This is a genomic window from Klenkia soli, from assembly GCF_900103975.1.
In the GTDB taxonomy this organism is placed as follows: Bacteria; Actinomycetota; Actinomycetes; order Mycobacteriales; family Geodermatophilaceae; genus Klenkia; species Klenkia soli.
Genome location: NZ_FNIR01000015.1, coordinates 114,702 through 131,208 on the forward strand (window position 1 = coordinate 114,702; position 16,507 = coordinate 131,208).

At 75.4% G+C, this 16,507-nt stretch carries 14 protein-coding genes; 8 read left to right on the forward strand and 6 right to left on the reverse strand.

Translation table 11 applies throughout. From position 1 onward, the window contains the following. The first annotated feature begins 2 nt into the window (after positions 1-2). A complete protein-coding gene (locus tag BLS67_RS20785) occupies positions 3-701 on the forward strand; it encodes a PilZ domain-containing protein (RefSeq protein ID WP_091249390.1) in 699 nt (232 codons plus the stop codon). On the opposite strand, the gene BLS67_RS20790 is transcribed toward BLS67_RS20785, so the two are convergent. Together BLS67_RS20790 and purB are read right to left on the reverse strand one after the other, a co-directional pair. Next, on the reverse strand, positions 668-1,528 hold the full coding sequence (locus BLS67_RS20790; RefSeq protein ID WP_207500774.1) for a phosphoribosylaminoimidazolesuccinocarboxamide synthase: 861 nt from the start codon (positions 1,526-1,528) through the stop codon (positions 668-670). The genes BLS67_RS20785 and BLS67_RS20790 overlap by 34 nt on opposite strands. Next, entirely contained in the window at positions 1,525-2,832 is a 1,308-nt protein-coding gene (gene purB, locus BLS67_RS20795) for an adenylosuccinate lyase (RefSeq protein ID WP_091249394.1), read from the reverse strand. The genes BLS67_RS20790 and purB overlap by 4 nt, the downstream gene beginning before the upstream one ends. Before the next feature lie 139 nt (positions 2,833-2,971). Between purB and BLS67_RS20800 the strand changes: the two genes are divergently transcribed. Further along, entirely contained in the window at positions 2,972-4,504 is a 1,533-nt protein-coding gene (locus tag BLS67_RS20800) for an AI-2E family transporter (RefSeq protein WP_242654243.1), read from the forward strand. A gap of 102 nt (positions 4,505-4,606) precedes the next feature. Here BLS67_RS20800 and purD read toward each other — a convergent pair whose 3' ends face one another. After that, the gene (gene purD / locus BLS67_RS20805; protein WP_091249400.1) at positions 4,607-5,869 is read right to left on the reverse strand and encodes a phosphoribosylamine--glycine ligase; all 1,263 of its coding nucleotides are present in this window, start codon (positions 5,867-5,869) and stop codon (positions 4,607-4,609) included. A gap of 150 nt (positions 5,870-6,019) precedes the next feature. On the opposite strand from purD, the gene BLS67_RS20810 reads away from it, so the two are divergent. Together BLS67_RS20810 and BLS67_RS20815 are read left to right on the forward strand one after the other, a co-directional pair. Further along, positions 6,020-7,033 carry a glycerophosphodiester phosphodiesterase family protein gene (locus tag BLS67_RS20810; RefSeq protein ID WP_091249472.1) on the forward strand — a complete coding sequence of 338 codons (1,014 nt, stop codon included), beginning with the start codon at positions 6,020-6,022 and terminating at the stop codon, positions 7,031-7,033. A gap of 151 nt (positions 7,034-7,184) precedes the next feature. Further along, positions 7,185-8,051: a DUF559 domain-containing protein gene (locus BLS67_RS20815; RefSeq protein ID WP_131801810.1), complete on the forward strand. Its 867-nt coding sequence runs from the start codon at positions 7,185-7,187 to the stop codon at positions 8,049-8,051. Positions 8,052-8,317: 266 nt separating this feature from the next. Here BLS67_RS20815 and BLS67_RS20820 read toward each other — a convergent pair whose 3' ends face one another. Continuing rightward, positions 8,318-9,607, reverse strand: coding sequence for an adenylosuccinate synthase (locus BLS67_RS20820; RefSeq protein ID WP_091249407.1), 1,290 nt, complete (start codon positions 9,605-9,607; stop codon positions 8,318-8,320). 65 nt (positions 9,608-9,672) lie between these two features. Here BLS67_RS20820 and BLS67_RS20825 point away from each other — a divergent pair, with 65 nt between their 5' ends. Continuing rightward, entirely contained in the window at positions 9,673-10,284 is a 612-nt protein-coding gene (locus BLS67_RS20825; protein ID WP_091249410.1) for a hypothetical protein, read from the forward strand. A 168-nt stretch (positions 10,285-10,452) separates the two neighbouring features. Beyond that, complete coding sequence (locus BLS67_RS20830; protein ID WP_165617678.1) at positions 10,453-12,456, forward strand: EAL domain-containing protein; 2,004 nt, start codon at positions 10,453-10,455, stop codon at positions 12,454-12,456. On the opposite strand, the gene BLS67_RS20835 is transcribed toward BLS67_RS20830, so the two are convergent. Further along, positions 12,453-13,712: an MFS transporter gene (locus BLS67_RS20835; RefSeq protein ID WP_165617679.1), complete on the reverse strand. Its 1,260-nt coding sequence runs from the start codon at positions 13,710-13,712 to the stop codon at positions 12,453-12,455. The genes BLS67_RS20830 and BLS67_RS20835 overlap by 4 nt on opposite strands. A gap of 111 nt (positions 13,713-13,823) precedes the next feature. On the opposite strand from BLS67_RS20835, the gene BLS67_RS20840 reads away from it, so the two are divergent. Together BLS67_RS20840 and BLS67_RS20845 are read left to right on the forward strand one after the other, a co-directional pair. Then, positions 13,824-14,873 carry an ABC transporter permease gene (locus tag BLS67_RS20840; protein WP_091249418.1) on the forward strand — a complete coding sequence of 350 codons (1,050 nt, stop codon included), beginning with the start codon at positions 13,824-13,826 and terminating at the stop codon, positions 14,871-14,873. Then, positions 14,870-15,748 carry an ATP-binding cassette domain-containing protein gene (locus BLS67_RS20845; RefSeq protein WP_242654244.1) on the forward strand — a complete coding sequence of 293 codons (879 nt, stop codon included), beginning with the start codon at positions 14,870-14,872 and terminating at the stop codon, positions 15,746-15,748. The genes BLS67_RS20840 and BLS67_RS20845 overlap by 4 nt, the downstream gene beginning before the upstream one ends. Here BLS67_RS20845 and BLS67_RS20850 read toward each other — a convergent pair. Next, positions 15,745-16,507, reverse strand: a 763-nt coding sequence (locus BLS67_RS20850; RefSeq protein WP_341350152.1) for a putative PEP-binding protein, incomplete at its 5' end; no start/stop codon positions are given. The genes BLS67_RS20845 and BLS67_RS20850 overlap by 4 nt on opposite strands.

Sequence of the window (16,507 nt, forward strand, 5' to 3'; positions counted from 1 at the left end):
CGATGAACGACGTCTTCGGCCAGGACCGGCCCGAGCGGGGCTCGGTGCTGCACGTCGTGCTGGACGGGGTCCCGCTCACCAGCACCGCCGGCGCCTCCAGCGAGCAGAGCCTGGTCGCCGAGGTCCCGATGACCCGGACCGGCCGCCGGTCCCGGGTGGCCCTGGGCGCCGAGCTGCAGGTCTCGTGGGGGTCGCGGGGCAAGGTCCGCACCCGCAGCTACCGGGTCGCCGACGTCGTGGTCAGCGACTCCGGCCGCCCCGACTGGCACCTGGTCCCGCTGGCCCCGGCCGCCGAGGGCACCCGCCGGGCGGTGCCGCGCTACACCGTGGCGCTGCCCGCGGTGCTCGTCGCCGCCGACGTCCGGTTGGTCGGCCAGACCGTGGACATCAGCGTCGCCGGTGTCCGCCTGTCGTTCCCGGCGGGCCCGCCGGCGACCCACCCGCTGCCCGCGCCGGGGGACACCGGCCAGCTGGCCGTGCTGCTGGACGAGGTCCGCACCGCCGTCCCGGCGGTCGTCGTCCGGTCCGGGCTGCTGCCCGACGGCACCCGCGACGTCCGCGTCTACCTGACCGGCGAGCTGGACGAGGACCGCCGCCGGCTGCGGGACTACATCCTGGCCGCCGCGCCCGAGGACGACGTCCCGGCGGGGCCGCTGCCGGGCACCGATCAGCCGAAGGACGAGCCGGTCAGCGCCTCGTAGGCGGCGACGTAGCGCTCGCGGGTCGCGTCGACGACGTCCGCGGGGAGCTCCGGGGGCGGGGACTGCCGGTCCCAGCCCGACGACGTCAGCCAGTCGCGCACGAACTGCTTGTCGTAGGAGGGCTGCACCGCGCCCGGCGACCAGGTGACCGCCGGCCAGAAGCGCGAGGAGTCCGGCGTGAGCACCTCGTCGGCCAGCACCAGGGTGTCCCCCGAGACGCCGAACTCGAACTTGGTGTCGGCCAGCACGATCCCGGCCTGCTGGGCGACCTCGTGGCCCCGCCGGTACAGCGCCAGGGTCAGCTCGCGCAGCTGCTCCGCCCGCGCGGACCCGACCAGCTCGACGGTGCGGGCGAACGAGATGGCCTCGTCGTGCTCGCCGACGTCGGCCTTGGTGGACGGCGTGAACACCGGCTCCGGCAGCCGCGAGCCCTCGACCAGGCCGGCCGGCAGCTCGACGTCCACGATCGCCCCGGTGCGCCGGTACTCGACCGTGCCCGAGCCCGACAGGTAGCCGCGGGCCACGCACTCGACCGGCGCCATCTCCAGCCGACGCACCAGCATCGCCCGGTCGGCCACCTCGGCGGGGAGGTGGGTCGGCGGGAGCAGGTGGTGCTCGGCGCCGTGCGCGGCCAGCACGTCGGCCAGCTGCTCGAACCACCAGACCGAGAGGCGGGTCAGCACCGCACCCTTGTCGGGGATGGGGGTGGGCAGCACGTGGTCGTAGGCGGAGATGCGGTCGGAGGCGACCAGGAGCAACCGGTCCTCGCCGGCGTCGTACACCTCGCGGACCTTGCCCCGGGCGACCAGCGGCAGGTCGATCGTCACGACAGCGCCGCGAGCCGCTCGAACAGCGGGTCCAGGTTGGCCACGTAGCGCTCGGGCCGGCAGATCTCGTCGAGCTTCGCCTCGTCCAGCGCCACGCCGTCGGCCTGCGCGCGGGCGCGCAGCGTCTCGCGGAACGGGGTGCCGGTCTGCCAGGTCTGCATCGCGGCGCCCTGCACCAGCGCGTAGGACTGCTCGCGCCCCATGCCGGCCTCGACCAGCTCGAGCAGCACCGCGGAGGTGTAGATCAGCCCGCCGGTGGAGTCGAGGTTGGCCCGCATGCGCTCGGCGTCGACGACCAGGTTCTCGACCAGGCCGGCGGTGAGGTCGAGCAGGTAGTCGGTGGTGATCGCGGCGTCGGGCAGGAAGACCCGCTCGGTGGAGGAGTGCGAGATGTCGCGCTCGTGCCACAGGGGGATGCCCTCCATCACCGGCACGATCGCCGCCCGCACGACGCGGGCCAGCCCGGCGATGCGCTCGGAGCGGATCGGGTTCTTCTTGTGCGGCATCGCGCTGGAGCCCTTCTGGCCCGACCCGAACGCCTCGGACAGCTCGCGCACCTCGGTGCGCTGACCGTGCCGGACCTCCAGCGCGATCGCCTCGCAGACCGTGGCGATGATCGCCAGCGCCGAGACCCACTCGCTGATGCCGTCGCGCAGCACGACCTGCGTGGAGGCGTCGGCGTCGCGGAGGTCCAGCGCCTCCGCGACGATGCGCTCCACCTGCGGGTCGATCAGCGAGTAGGTGCCGACCGCGCCGGAGATGGCGACGACGCCGACGGCGGTGCGCGCGGTGCGCAGCCGGTCGCGGCAGCGGGCCGCGGCGAAGGCCAGGTCGGCGACCCGGTGGCCCCAGACGTCGGGCTCGGCGTGCACCCCGTGGGTGCGCCCCACCTTGAGGGTGTGCCGGTGGGCCAGGCCGTGGTCGCGGAGCGCGGCCACCAGGCGGTCGGCCTTGGTCAGCAGCACGTCGGTGGCGTCGGTGAGCTGCACGGCCAGGGCGGTGTCCAGCAGGTCGGAGCTGGTCATGCCGTGGTGCACGTAGGCCGCGGCGCTGCGCGGCTCGGTGTTGTCCGCCCACGCGGACAGGAAGGCGATGACGTCGTGCTGGGTGGTCGCCTCGATCTCGGCGACCGCCTCGGGCGTGGGCGCCGCGGCGTTGCGCACGGGCTCGACGACGTCGGCGGGCACCCGGCCGGCGGCGGCGTGCGCCTCGAGCACCAGGGTCTCGACCCGGCACCACAGCTGGTACTTGTGCTGCTCGCTCCACACCCGGCCCATCTCGGGGAGCGTGTATCTGTCGATCATGCGGGTACCTGGTGTCGTCGGAGCACGGCGCCATCCTCCCGCACCGCTAGCGTCGTCGTCCGTACCACCCCGTCCGATCCCGCACGACCCTGCCGCTCCATCGACCGCCCCACCGGGCCCGGCACCTTCGAGGTCCTCCGTGTTGAACCGAGCCCGCCACCTCACCGACCGGGCCCGCGAGCGCATCCGGGTGGCCCGTGAGCACGACCCGCACGCACTGCCCGAGGGCACGGTCCTGCTCATGGAGGACGGCAGCCACGCCGTGGTGGAGCACGTCCCCGCTCCCCCGGCCCCCGCGCCCCGCACCCGCACCGCGCGGCCCGCCGACGAGGGCCCGGCCGTCCCCGCCGCGGAGCGACCCGCCGCCGACCCGCGGACCGGCAGCTCCGCCGTGCCGGACCCGGCCGACGAGCACCCCGCCGGCAGTCCGCACCCCGACGCGCCGGACGTCGGCACCCCCGGCGGCATCAGCGGCCCGCCCGCACCCGGCGCCGTCCCCCCGGTGCCCGGACGCGACCGCAGCCGCGGGTCGCTGCTGGCCTCCGACGAACCGCTCGAGGCCGCCCGCGAGGTGCCCAACGGACTGCGGATCACCGCCGCCTGGTCGTGGCGGGTGATCGCCGTGGGCGCCGCCCTGTACCTCCTGCTCATGGGCGCCGCCTACGTGGCCGTCGTCGTCGTGCCGGTCATCGTGGCGCTGCTGCTGGCCGCGCTCCTGCAGCCGGGGGCGGCCTTCCTCGTCCGGCACGGCTGGCCGCGGGGCGCCGCCGCCGCCCTCATGCTGCTGGTGGGGCTCGGCGTGGTCGCCGGCATCATCACGCTGGTCGTCGAGCAGTTCGCCGCCGGCTACGACGACCTCACCTCGCAGGTCGGCCAGGGCCTGGACCAGATCCAGACCTTCGTCGTCGACAACTTCCCGGTGTCGCAGAACCAGCTCAACGACATCATCTCCAACGCGATCACCAGCGCCCAGGACGCCCTGGTCAACAACCGGGACACCCTCACCGCCGGTGCGCTGACCACTGCGGCCACGCTCGGCGAGGTGCTCACCGGCTTCGCGCTGGCCCTGTTCACGCTGTTCTTCCTGCTCATGGACGGCCGCGACATCTGGCTGTGGTTCGTCGGCCTCACCCCGGTCAACTCGGCCGCCTACGTCGACGAGGCCGCCCGCCGGGCCTGGCGCACGCTGATCTCCTACGTCCGGGCCACCGTCGCGGTCGCCGCCTTCGACGCGGTGTTCATCGGCATCGGGCTCACGCTGCTGGGCACCCCGCTCGTGGTGCCGCTGGCCGCGCTGGTCTTCCTCGGTGCGTTCATCCCGATCATCGGGTCGTTCCTGGCCGGCTCGGTCGCGGTGCTGGTCACGCTGGTCGCCGTCGGCCCGGTGAAGGCGCTGATCGCGCTGGGCATCATCGTGCTGATCATGCAGCTGGAGAGCCACGTGCTGCAGCCGCTGCTGCTGGGGCGCGCGGTGTCGGTGCACCCGCTGGCCGTCGTCCTCGGCATCGCCGCCGGGCTGCTGATCGCGGGCATCTTCGGCGCGCTGATCGCCGTCCCGGTGATCGCCTGCGCGAACGTCGCCGGCACCTACCTCTCGCGCCGGCACCAGGGCCCGCGGCCGCCCGAGCCGGACACCCGCCGGCACCGCGCGGCGGTCAAGGCAGGCAGCTGACGCCCCGGTCCGCTCCCCGGTGATCAGGTGACCTGATCACCGGGGTCCCGACCACACCAACGGTGCCGAGGACGGCGCACCGTCGGTGAGGGTGCCGGGAGCTCAGACCGTGATCCGGCCCTCCACGGCGGCCAGGCCGATGTCGGTGCGCCAGTGCGCGTCGGCCAGGCGCACGCCGGCCACCCGCTCGTAGGCGATGCGGCGGGCGTCGGCGAGGTCGGTGCCCACGGCGGTCACCGCGAGCACCCGCCCGCCGGCGCTGTGCACGCCGCCGTCGGCGGCGACGCGGGTGCCCGCGTGCAGCACGCCCTCGCCGTGGGCGCCGGTGATCGGTGAGCCGGTCCGGGGGTTCTCCGGGTACCCCGGGGCCGCCACGACCACGGTCACCGCGGCGCCGTCGGACCACTCCAGCGGCGGGTGGTCGGCCAGCGTGCCGGTCGCCGCGGCGTGCAGCAGCCCGCCCAGGGGCGTGCGCAGCAGCGGCAGCACGACCTCGGTCTCGGGGTCGCCGAACCGCGCGTTGAACTCGACCACCCGCACACCGCGCGAGGTCAGCGCCAGCCCGGCGTAGAGCAGGCCGCTGAACGGCTCGCCCCGGCGGGCCATCTCGTCGACGGTCGGCTGCAGCACCGTGGCCAGGACCTCGTCCACCAGACCGGCGGGCGCCCAGGGCAGCGGGGCGTAGGCGCCCATGCCGCCGGTGTTCGGGCCGCCGTCCCCGTCGTCGCGGCGCTTGTGGTCCTGGGCCGGCACCAGCGGCAGCACCGTCGTCCCGTCGGTGACCGCGAACAGCGAGACCTCGGGGCCGTCGAGGTACTCCTCGACCAGCACCGAGTGGCCGTCGGCGAGCACGGCCAACCCGTGCGCCAGCGCGGCGTCGTGGTCGGGGGTGACGACGACGCCCTTGCCGGCGGCCAGCCCGTCGTCCTTGACCACGAACGGCAGGCCGGGGACGGCGACCTCGTCGAGCGCGGTGCGCAGCTCGGCCTCGGTGCCGATGGGCCAGGCCCGCGCCGTGGGGACGCCGGCCGCGGTCATCACGTGCTTGGCGAAGGCCTTGGACCCCTCGATCTGCGCGGCCTGGGCGCTCGGCCCGAAGCAGGCGACGCCGGCCTCGCGGACGGCGTCGGCGACGCCGGCCACCAACGGGACCTCGGGGCCGACGACCACCAGGTCGGCGTGCCAGGCGGTGGCCAGGGCGGCCACGGCGGCGGGGTCGGCGGCCTCGACCGGGTGCGGCTCGGCGATCGCGGCGGTGCCGGCGTTGCCGGGGGCGCAGGCCAGGGCCGTGACCGCGGGGTCGTCGTGGAGGGCGACGCACAGGGCGTGCTCCCGGGCTCCGGATCCGATCACCAGCACGCGCATGGTCGCTGACGCTACCGGCCCCCTCGCCCGGGTGAGGCTGGTCACAACAGGGTTGCGAACCCGCTGTTCAGACCGATGTACGTGACCATGACAGAAGATTGTCAGGTGGAGTTCGCCATGACGTCATCCGCGGCGGGTGTTGTGACCCCCATGCGCGAGACCGGTCTGCAGACCGTCCCCGGCACCGCCCACCGCAGCTCCCGGCGCCACCCGGTGGTGATCGGGCACCGCGGCGCGGCCGCGCACCGGCCCGAGCACACCCGCGCCGGCTACGAGCTGGCCGCGCACCTCGGCGCCGACCGGATCGAGCCCGACGTCGTCGTGAGCCGGGACGGCGCGCTCGTCGTCCGGCACGAGAACGAGCTGTCGCTGTCCACCGACATCGCCACCCGACCCGAGTTCGCCGACCGCCGGCGCACCCAGGAGGTCGCCGGCCAGGAGTGCACCGGCTGGTTCGCCGAGGACCTCACCCTCGCCGAGATCCGCACCCTGCAGGCGGTCGAGCGCTGGCCGCACCTGCGACCGGGCAACACGCTCCACACCGGCGCGGTGCTCACCCTCGGCGAGGTCGTCGAGCTGGCCCGCGCCCGCGGCATCGGCGTGCAGGCCGAGCTGAAGAACCCCACCTGGTCGGCCTCGGTCGGGTTCCCGCTCGTCGACCTGGTCTGCGCCGAGGTCGGCGTCGCCCCCGACGTCGTGCTGCAGAGCTTCGACGCCGCGGGCGTGCGCGCCCTGCGCGACCGGCTGGGCCCGGGCGCCCCGCTGGTGCAGCTGATCGGCGACGAGCCCGAGCACGACCACCACGTCACGCCCGCGGGGCTGCGGGAGATCAGCACCTACGCCGGGGGGATCGGGCCCTCCAAGCACCGCATCCTGCTGCGCGACGACGCCGGCACGATGGTGGGCGTCTCCGACCTGGTCGCCCAGGCGCACCGGGCCGGGCTCACCGTCGCGCCGTTCACCGTGCGCGCCGAGAACGCGTTCCTGCCCGCCCACCTGCGCCGTGGCGGCGACCCCGCCGGGCTGGGCGACGCCGGCACCGAGGCCCGCCTGCTGCTGGCCCTGGGCGTCGACGGCCTGATCACCGACAACCCGGAGATCGCCGTCCGCGAGCGCGCCGCCCTGGCCGCCCCCGCCCTGGCCCCCGTCCGCCCCCGCGAGTAGCCCCCGAGTCCGCCCGTCGTCGGCGCAACCGCGCTACGGGGTTCTCGCCCTCTGCGCGCACCTCCAGGGGGCGCGAACCCCGTGATCGGTGTGCGCCCGCGTCCTGTGGACAAGATCCACACGTCGCGGACCCGCGCGGCACGCTGTCGGGGTGGTCGCCGCTCTCCGCCCGCCCCCGCTCGTGGGCCAGGTCTTCCTCGGGTCCGAGGCCGTGGCCCGGGGGCTCCTGACACCGAGGCAGTTGCGGTCCTCGGCCTGGCAGCGCCCGCTGCGCGGCGTCTACGCCGACGCGACCCTCCCGCCCGGCCCCGGCCTGCAGCTCCGGGCGGCCGCGGTGCTCATGCCCCCGCACGCAGCCCTCACCGGGCGGTCCGCTGCCTGGCTGCTCGGTGCGACCAGCGCCCTCGACGAGGGGGACCCGGTCGAGATGGCCGTACCCTCGGCGGCTCGGTGGGGGCCGGTCGCCGGGCTGGTGGTCCGCTGCGTCGCGCTCCCCGCAGCGGACGTGGTCACCCACCGTGGGGTGCGGTGCACCTCGCCGCTGCGCACCGCCGTCGACCTCGCCCGGTCGGGACGGGCGGAGGAGACGGTGCCCGTTCTCGACCAGCTGCTCGCCCGCACCGGCCTCCTGGTGCCCGACGTGCTCGCGGCCGCCGTCCCGGGCTCGGGCGCCGACGCGCTCGAGGCCATCTGCTGGGCCGACGCACGGGCCGAGTCCCCACCGGAGTCGCTGGTCCGGGTGCAGCTGCGTCGGCGCGGTCTGGTGCCCGTGCCCCAGTTCGTGGTGCGCGATGCCCGGGGCGGGTTCGTGGCGCGGGTCGACCTGGCGTTCCCCGACCAGCGGGTCGCGGTCGAGTACGACGGCGCCTGGCACGCCGAGCGTGGTCAGTTCGCGAAGGACCGCCGTCGTCTCAACGTCCTGCTGGCGGCCGGCTGGCGCGTCGTCCACCTGACGGCGGCCGACCTCCACTCCCCCGACGCGGTGGCCGCCCGCGTCCGCGCCCTGCTGGCCGCCTGACCCCCGCCCGCAGCGCCACCCCCGGCCCGGCGCCCGCGCCATGCCGCCCGAGTCCGGGGTTCCCGCCCCCTCCCCGACCCCCGAGAGGGCCAGAACCCCGGAACCCGCGTGCGGATCCCCTACCCGGGCCCCGAACCAGCCGCGGGACCCAGCCGATGGGGACTCCCGGCGTCGCGGGGGTCGGAGACCTCCCGACGCCGGGAGCTCAGCGGCTCATCGCCGCCCGGCCACCCCTCCTGGCCGCGGTGCGGCCCGGAGGGTCGCCATCAATCCAGCAGGTCGTGGATGAGGACGTTCTCGTCGCGGCCGGGACCGACGCCGATCACGCTGACCCGGGCGCCCGAGAGCTCCTCGATCCGCCGCACGTAGGCCTGGGCGTTGGCGGGCAGCTCGTCGAAGGTGCGGCAGTGCGTGATGTCCTCGAACCAGCCCGGCATCTCCTCGTACACCGGGGTGGCGTGGTGGAAGTCGGTCTGGGTCATGGGCATCTCGTCGTGCCGCACGCCGTCGACGTCGTAGGCCACGCAGATCGGCACCGTCTCGAGGCCCGAGAGGACGTCGAGCTTGGTGAGGAAGTAGTCGGTGATGCCGTTGACCCGCGAGGCGTAGCGGGCGATGACGGCGTCGAACCAGCCGCAGCGCCGGTCGCGGCCGGTGGTCACGCCGACCTCGCCGCCCTGCTTGCGCAGGTACTCGCCGTTGGCGTCGAAGAGCTCGGTCGGGAAGGGGCCCGAGCCCACGCGGGTCGTGTAGGCCTTGAGGATGCCGACCACGCGCTCGATGCGGGTGGGCCCGATGCCCGAGCCGGCCGAGGCGCCGCCCGCGGTCGGGTTGGACGACGTCACGAACGGATAGGTGCCGTGGTCGACGTCCAGCAGCGTGCCCTGCGAGCCCTCGAGCAGCACCCACTCGTCGCGGTCCAGGGCGTTGCCCAGCAGCAGGCGGGTGTCCGCGATGCGGTGCTTGAGCAGCTCGGCGTACTCGGCGTACTCCTCGACGACCTCGTCGACGTCGATGGCCTTGCGGTTGTAGACCTTGACCAGGATCTGGTTCTTCTCGCGCAGCACCGCCTCGAGCTTCTGCCGGAGGATGCCGAGGTCCAGCAGGTCCTGCGCGCGGATGCCGACGCGGGCGACCTTGTCGCCGTAGCAGGGGCCGATGCCGCGCCCCGTCGTCCCGATCTTGGCCTTGCCGAGGAAGCGCTCGGTGACCCGGTCGAGGGCCCGGTGGTGCGGCATGATCAGGTGCGCGTCGCTGGAGATGACCAGCCGCGAGGTGTCCACCCCGCGCTCCTCCAGGCCGGCGAGCTCGCCGATGAGCACCTGCGGGTCGACCACGACGCCGTTGCCGATCACCGGCGTGCAGCCCGGCGTCAGGATCCCCGACGGGATGAGGTGCAGGGCGTACCGCTCGCCGTCCGGGGTGATCACGGTGTGCCCGGCGTTGTTGCCGCCCTGGTAGCGGACGACGTAGGGGACGCGGCCGCCGAGGATGTCGGTGGCCTTCCCCTTGCCCTCGTCGCCCCACTGGGCACCGATCAGCACGACAGCCGGCATCGGGTGGTTCTCCTTCGAGCATCGGGCCCCGGCGACGACCGGCTGGCAGGTGGCAGGGTACTGCCGTGGACGTCGTGCGGTTCGACCTGCGGGGGCTGGCCCCCGGCCAGGGCCCGTCGCGCCGGCACGTCGCGTCGGTGGTGGACGCCGCGGGGGGCGACGTCGTGGTGCTGGGCCCGGTGCCGGCCCTGGCCGCCGTCCTCGCCCGGTTGTGGAAGACCGACCGGCTGCCGACGGTGACCGTCGGCTGGGAGCCGGTGGACGGCGACGCCGCCTGCCGCGGGCTGGCCCGCGACCTCGGGCTGGGCAGCGGCACGGCACGGGAGCTGCCGCTGGTCCGCGACGACCACGGCGGGGTGCTGCTGCACCACGGCCGCATCGAGTCCCCCGGCGGGCAGGGGCTGCGCAAGCGGTTCGGCGCGCAGGCCCACCACGACGACGCGCGGGTGGCCGACGGCACCATCACCCGGATCGAGGCCCGCCCGAGGTGGGACGACGACGCCCTGGGCGTCACCGTCGTGGTGGCACCGATGCGCACCCGACGCAGCACCGGGCGCGCCCTGCAGGTGGCCTGCGACCCGGCGCGGGTGCTCCGCGACGGGGTGCCCGTGGACCGCGACGTGCAGCGCTGGACCTGGTACGCCGACGACCGGGTGCGCTGGCGCCTGCAGCCCTGAGGCCCCCCGGACGGGGTGGGGGCGTTCCGCCCGGGGGCCGGACCTGCCGACGGTGGTGGTGCACCCCACCCTCTGGAAGGTCGTCCTCCCGTGTCCCGCTGCGCCACCTGCCTGTGCACCGCCCCGACGACCGCCTGCTCCACCCGGCGGGCCCTCATCGCGTCGCGCGTGAACCACAGCCTGGCCACCGTGCGCGCGGTCGCCCGCCGGCAGGGCGTGGTGCTGCGTCCGCTGGCCCCGGGCCTGCTGGAGGCCGAGGGCGACGACCTGGCCGCCCTGGTGACCGAGGCGGCTGCCGAGCTGTCCTCCGTCGAGGCCGCCGAGGTGCGCTGCCTGCTCACCGGCGTCACCGGTGACGGGCCCGACCTGCTGGTCCAGGCGCTCACCGCCCCGAGCCTCGCCGCGGCCGCGGCCCGGCTCCGGCACGCCGACCTGGTCCCGCTGTTCGCCGACGAGGAGGCCCGCTTCCACGCGGAGTACCAGCCCATCGTCCGGCTGGACGACGCCGGCGTGGTCGGCCACGAGGCACTGCTGCGCGCCACGGGCGTCGACGGGTCGCGGATCATGCCCGACCAGCTCTTCCCGGCCGCCGACGAGGCCGGCTGGACCCACGTGCTGGACCGGGTGGGGCGCACCACCGCGATCCGGGACGCCGGTCCCTGGCTGGCCGACGACCTGCTGTTCATCAACTTCGTGCCGACCTCCATCTACCGCCCCGAGGTCTGCCTGCAGACCACCGAGCGCGCGGCCGAGCGGGCCGGTCTGCGGTTGGACCAGCTGGTCTTCGAGGTCACCGAGGGCCACGTCGTGGACGACGTCGACCACCTGGCCCGGGTCTTCGAGCACTACCGCAGCCGCGGGTGCCGCGTGGCCCTCGACGACCTGGGCTCGGGCTGGTCGTCGCTGGCGCTGCTGGTGCGCCTGCGCCCGGACATCGTGAAGCTCGAGCGGGCCATCGTGCAGGCGCTGCCCGAACCGGCCGCCGTCGCGGTGTTCACCGCGGTCGTGGACATCACCCACTCCTACGGCGGGCTGGTGCTCGCCGAGGGCGTCGAGACGCCGGAGCAGGCCCGGGTGGCCCGCGAGCTGGGCGCCGACCTCGGGCAGGGCTGGCTGTGGGGCCGGCCGGTCCGACCCGCCACCGCCCCTGCGCCGGCACGGGCCCTGCCCGGTGCTGCACCGGACCCGTCGTGGCCGGACTCCGCCGTCGCGCTGGACCCCACGGCGCAGCCGGTGCCCCCGACCGAGGACCGGGACCTCCTCGTGCGGGCGGTCGGGCTCACCGGCAGCTCGGTGGTCGTCGTCGACGCCCTGGCCCCGGACATGCCGATCGTCTACGTCAACGAGGCCTTCACCGAGGTGACCGGCTACCCGGTCGCGGAGGCGGTGGGCCGCAACTGCCGGTTCCTGCAGGGCCCCGACACCGACCGGGCCGCGCTGGACGAGCTCGCCGACGCCCTGCGCCGCGGTCAGCCGCACCGGACCACCCTGCTCAACGTCCGCCGGGACGGCACCACGTGGTGGAACGAGCTGCACCTGTCGCCGCTGCGCGACTCCGCCGGCACGGTGACCCACCACGTCGGCCTCCAGCACGACGTCACCGAGCGGGTGGCCGCGGAGTCGGCGCTGCGCGAGCGGGCCGGCACCGACCCGCTGACCGGCACCCTCAACCGCACCGCGCTGCTGACCGAGCTGGACCGCCAGGTCCGGGCCGGCCGCCCCGGGCCGGTGGTGCTCTTCGTCGACCTCGACGGGTTCAAGCGGGTCAACGACCGGTTCGGGCACACGGTCGGCGACCGGGCACTCGTCACGGTGGCCGACCGCCTGCGCTCGGTTGTCCGCACCGGCGACCTGCTCGCCCGGCTCGGCGGGGACGAGTTCGTCCTGGTGCTGGCCGACGTCGACCCGCCGGTGGACGACGACGGGCCGGCGTCGGTCCTGGCCGGGGCGCTGGCTGCCGCGCACCGCGTGGCCGCCGACGTCGAGCGGGTCCTGTCGGTGCCCGTCGAGCTGCCCGGGGGTCCGGTGTCCATCGGCGCCTCGGTCGGCGTCGCCGTCCACCCCGCCGACGGCGAGACCCCGACCGAGCTGCTGCGCGCGGCCGACCTGCAGATGTACCGGGCCAAGGCGCGTCGCGCGCGGGCCCGGACGGCCTCGGGCCACCCGGCCTAGTCGGGCAGCTGGTCCGAGGTGCCGCCGACCGGTGCCTGCAGGGGGGCGATCGGGGTCGCCGTGGCCGCCCCCGCCGCCCGCAGCGCGGCCCGCCCCGGGCCGAGCAGCACGAGCCCCAGGACCAGCCCGATGCCGCCGAGCACCAGGATCGGCACCCCGCCGCGCAGCGCGTCACCGCTGACCAGGGCCAGCACGGTGGGGACGACGAACCCGGCGTAGACCGGCAGGTAGAACGCCGACAGCAGGGCTCCGCGGCGGTCCGGGGGCGCCACCCGGTCGCACACCGCCACCCCCGAGGTCATGCCCAGCCCCTCCCCCAGCCCGATCAGCAGGCAGGCCGGCAGCACCCACGGCCAGCCCCCGGGCTGCACCGCCAGGTAGCCCAGCCCGCAGCCGCCGGCGGCCAGCACCGCGGCCAGCGGCCCCGCCCGCACCGGGCCGAGCCGGGTGGCCACCGGCGTGACCAGCGCGGCGCTGCCCTGCACCAGCAGCGCCGAGACCCCGACCAGGGCGAAGACGGCGCCGAACCCGGCGCCGGCCACCAGCAGCGGGAAGACCGTCAGCGACAGGACGGCGTAGGTGTAGACCGTCAGCCCGACCGGGAGCAGGTAGGCCCAGAAGGCCCGGCGGGCCACGGGCGGGACGCCGAGGGCCAACCGCCCGGGACGACGGTCGGTCATCGTCTCGGGCACCCCGCGCAGCCCCAGCAGCCCGACCAGGAGCAGCACCGCCGAGGGCAGCAGCGACACCAGCTGCGGCGCCGGGCCCCACTGGACCAGGACGCCGGCGACCAGCGGCCCGGCGGCGAACCCGGTGGCCATCGCGGCGCTGGCCACCGCCGCGGCCCGGCGCACCCGGGCTGCGGCCCCGGCGTCGGTGCCCGCGGACAGCTCGCGCAGCCAGACGGTGCCGACGGTGAACACCGCCCCGCTGGCCAGCCCCTGGGCGATGCGGCCGACCACCAGGAAGGCCACACCCCCGACGTCGGCGGCGATCAGCACGACCGTGCAGACCAGCGCGGCGAGCACCCCGCCGACGACGACGGTGCGCCGTCCGTCGCGGTCGGACAGCGGGCCGGCCAGCAGCAGCGAGGGCACCAGCCCGAGCGCGTAGGCCGCGAAGAACAGCGTGAGGGTCAGCGCCCCCAGGTCCAGCACGTCGGCGTACCGGAGCAGGAGGGGGGAGGGCGACTGGGTGCTGACCGCGGTGGCGAACAGCGCGACCAGCAGCCGGCGACGCTGCCGGTGCGGTTCCACCCCGGCACCGTAGGCCGCGGCGACCCCGTCGCGACCACCGTGGGGGAGACTGGTGCTCCCGCAGCTCCGGAGGAGGCACCCCCTGCCGCATCCCGCACCCGGCCCGGCCCGGTGAGCACCGCCCAGCGCCCCGTGTTCGGGGTGCCGGTGCGCCGGGCGCCGTCCCGGGGACGCCGCCTGCTGACCCGGCCCAGCACCCCGGCGTTCGTCGGCGTGCTGGTGGCCCTGGTCGTCTTCGGCGCGCAGGCCCCCCAGCTGGTGGGCACCGGGGGCCTCGCCTCGCTGCTGGACGCCGCCGCGCTGATCGGCATCGGCGCGGTGGCCGTGACGCTGCTGCTGGTGGCCGGCCAGTTCGACGTCTCGATCGGCGTGCTGTCGGTGGCCAGCAGCGTGACGGCCGGGCTGCTGGTCAGCGAGGCCGGCTGGGGCGTCTGGCCGGCGCTGGCCGCGTCGCTGGTGGGGGCGCTGGCCGTGGGCGTGGTGAACGGGTTGCTCGTCGTCCTGACCGGACTGCCCAGCTTCCTGGTCACCCTGGCCACGTTCCTGGTGCTGCAGGGCGGCACCCTGGTCGTCGCGCAGTCCGTGGCCGGCACCTCCCTGGTCGACCGGGTCGAGGGCGCCGCCGGCTGGCCGTCGGCGGAGGCGCTGTTCGGGTCCGGCGTGGCGCTGGGCGGGGGGAGGTTCCGGATCTCGATCCTGTGGTGGCTGGCCGCCGTCGTCCTCGCCGGGTGGCTGCTGCGCCGCACCCGGTTCGGCAACGCGATCTACGCCCTCGGTGGTTCCCGGCGGGCCGCTCGCGAGATGGGGGTGCCCACCGCCTCGACCACGGTGGCGCTCTACCTGCTCACCGCCACCGCCGCCTGGCTGCTGGGCACGCTGGCCCTGGTGCGGCAGGGCGGGGTGCCGGTGGCCCCCGAGTTCGGCGACGAGATCGAGTACCTCGTGGTCGCGGTCATCGGCGGGTGCCTGCTGGGCGGCGGCTACGGCTCGGCGGTCGGCGCCGCGGCCGGCGCCCTGCTCTACGGCACCGTCCGCACCGGCATCGACATCGCCGGGTGGGAGTCCTACTCGTTCCAGGTGGTCCTGGGCGTGCTGCTGGTGGTCGCGCTGCTGGCCAACGGCGTGGCCCGCCGCCGCCTCACCGCGGTGCCCCGGTCGTGACCGGTCCCGAGCGGGTGGGTCCCGAGCGGGTGGGCCCCGTCGAGGGCCAGGAGCCGCTGCCCTTCCCCGAGTCCACCGCCGGGTTGCCCCCCGTCGCCGGCGCCCCCGTCCTCGAGCTGCGCGGGGTGACCGTGCGGTACGGCAGCGTCCCGGCGCTGGACCGGGTGTCGCTGCGGCTGGTGCCGGGCACCGTCACGTGCCTGCTGGGCGAGAACGGCGCCGGCAAGTCGACCGTGGTGCAGGTGGTCTCCGGCGTCCGCCGGCACGACGAGGGCGAGCTGCTGGTCGACGGCCGCGCCGTGCGGTTCCGCCGTCCCCGGCAGGCCCGGGCCCGCGGCATCGCCACCATCTGGCAGGACCTGGCCGTGATCCCGCTGATGACCGTGTGGCGGAACTTCTGGCTCGGCGACGAGCCCACGCGCGGCATCTGGCCCTTCCGCCGCATCGACCTGGCCGTGGCCCGCGAGGGCGCGGCCCGCGCGCTGGCCCGGGTGGGGCTGCCCGACCTCAACGTCAACCAGCCCGCGGCCGCCCTGCAGCCGGGGCAGCGGCACAGCCTCGCCGTGGCCCGGGCCATGCACTTCGGCGCGAAGGTGCTGGTGGTCGACGAACCGGCCGCGCCGCTGACGGTCGCCCAGCACGCCCTGGTGCTGCGCACCGTGGTCTCGGCCCGGGACGCCGGGCTCGGGGTGCTGTTCGTGACCTCGACGCCGGGCTACGCCCACCTGGTCGGCGACCGGTTCGTGCTGCTGGCCGGCGGCCGGGTGGCCGCCGACCTCACCCGCGAGGACGTCGACGTCGACGGCCTGACCCGGCTGATCAGCGGTGGCGAGGCGCTCGCCACCCTGACCGCCGAGCTCCGCAGGTCCAGCTAGCCGTTCTTGGCGATGGCCAGCCAGGTGTCGACGACGGTGTCGGGGTTCAGCGACATCGACTCGATCCCCTGCTCGACCAGCCACTGCGCCAGGTCGGGGTGGTCGGAGGGGCCCTGCCCGCAGATGCCCACGTACTTCCCGCGGGCCAGGCACGCGCTGATGGCCATCTCCAGCACCTTGAGCACCGCCGGGTTGCGCTCGTCGAACGTCGCCGCCACCAGCGAGGAGTCCCGGTCCAGCCCCAGCACCAGCTGCGTCATGTCGTTCGAGCCGATCGAGAACCCGTCCACGTGGTCCAGGAACTCATCGGCCAGCAACGCGTTGGAGGGCAGCTCGCACATCATCACCACCGACAGGTCGTTGTCCCCCCGCACCAACCCGTGGGAGGCCAGCAGCTCCACCACGCCCTCGATCTCGGCCACCGTCCGCACGAACGGGATCATGATCTTGACGTTCGTCAGACCCATCTCGTCCCGCACGTGCTTCAACGCCGCGCACTCCATCGCGAAGCACTCCGCGAAGTCCGCCGACAAGTACCGGGACGCCCCCCGGTAGCCCAGCATCGGGTTCTCCTCGTGCGGCTCGTAGGCCTCCCCACCCAGCAGGTTGGCGTACTCGTTGGACTTGAAGTCACTCATCCGCACGATCACCGGCTCCGGGGCGAACGCCGCCGCGATCATCGAGACGCCCTCGGCCACCCGCTGCACGAAGTACTCCCGCGGGGACGGGTAGGCCGCGATCTGCTCGGCGACCTCCTCC

Excerpts from the sequence above, each read along its gene's own strand:
- BLS67_RS20785 (WP_091249390.1), top strand. The coding sequence starts at position 3 with ATGAACGACGTCTTCGGCCAGGACCGGCCCGAGCGGGGCTCGGTGCTG.
- purB (WP_091249394.1), bottom strand. The coding sequence starts at position 2,832 with ATGATCGACAGATACACGCTCCCCGAGATGGGCCGGGTGTGGAGCGAG.
- purD (WP_091249400.1), bottom strand. The coding sequence starts at position 5,869 with ATGCGCGTGCTGGTGATCGGATCCGGAGCCCGGGAGCACGCCCTGTGC.
- BLS67_RS20810 (WP_091249472.1), top strand. The coding sequence starts at position 6,020 with ATGCGCGAGACCGGTCTGCAGACCGTCCCCGGCACCGCCCACCGCAGC.
- BLS67_RS20820 (WP_091249407.1), bottom strand. The coding sequence starts at position 9,607 with ATGCCGGCTGTCGTGCTGATCGGTGCCCAGTGGGGCGACGAGGGCAAG.